This window comes from Christiangramia aquimixticola (assembly GCF_048285835.1).
Lineage (GTDB): Bacteria > Bacteroidota > Bacteroidia > Flavobacteriales > Flavobacteriaceae > Christiangramia > Christiangramia aquimixticola.
In genome coordinates, this window is sequence record NZ_JBLVTL010000001.1 from 163,502 (window position 1) to 164,761 (window position 1,260).

The window sequence follows — 1,260 nt, forward strand, 5'->3', positions numbered from 1 at the left end:
TCTGCAGTTGGAATTACAAAGTCTGTTCCAAAATTTTTAACCTTTATTTAAGTTAAATTTTTAACAATCAAATTCTTACATTTAATAAATATTTAGACATCAAAAATGAATTTGGAGCAATGTCATTTATCGAAGGATTTATTAGAATGAACCTTGAAACACCGTGTAAACTCAGCTTATTTAAAAATTTTAGGAGGTCTTTTCCTACGTTTAACTTACTGACTTACAGTTTCTAACATAACAATATTTTTACATCACCGTCAACTTTTTCAAAATTTTGCAAAAAAAAGCTGTCCGGAATTTCCGGACAGCTCACACATATCTCATATAGGGATATGTATATTAACCCGCTGAATTAGTCACCCCCCGGTCAAATAATTGAGACGGGTTAATTTTCTTTTTAATTTAAATTAGGTTCGCATAAAATTGCTTCTAATTGAAGATTAAACTGAGATGTATCGAAATTATCTGGTACATCAAATAATAAAACACCTGTAGTTAGATCTGGTGAGATAATATTCATCATTGAATATGTCGTTCCACTTCCATTCTGAGTTATGGTAATATTATATCCAATAATATCATATGGCGAGTTAGCCTCCATTCCAATTTGAATTTCAATATCATCATTGGTCGTAGTATTAATAATGACAAGTCCCACATTGTCTTGATTGAACACTAGATCATATACAGTAGGACTAACAACTACAGGATCCTGAGATCCAACGATATATGCATACAATGGTTGATCACATATAGAACAACCTGAGGAATCTACTATAGCTCCTTCTACGGTTCTATCACAGTTATCAGATCCGTTCGGAACTCCATCATCATCAATATCAGAATCACACACATCTCCTATTCCATCCCCGTCAAAATCTTCCTGATTGGGATTAGGTGTTCCAATACAATTATCTACATCATCACACACACCATCATTATCTGTATCCCCAATACCATCACAAGGACCAGCTACAATTGGACAACCAGTATTATCTACTGTGGTATTAAGAGGTGTTTTAGAACATAGGTCTTGGGCGTTTGGTATTCCATCCCCATCTATATCATCATCACAACTATCTCCTTTACCGTCGCCATCAAAATCATCCTGGTCTGGATTAGCAGTACCTATACAATTATCAACATCGTCGCAAATTCCATCATTATCGGAATCACCAATTCCATTGCATGGTCCTGTTACAATTTCACAACCTGTACTATCAACTGGAGTATTAGGAGGTGTACCTGAACATTGAT

General features: G+C 34.8%; 1 protein-coding gene. It reads right to left on the bottom strand.

Going from position 1 to position 1,260, the window contains the following annotated elements:
* Positions 1-400 precede the first annotated feature (400 nt).
* Positions 401-1,260, bottom strand: an 860-nt coding sequence (locus tag ACNKXV_RS00695; protein WP_417905779.1) for a thrombospondin type 3 repeat-containing protein, incomplete at its 5' end; no start/stop codon positions are given.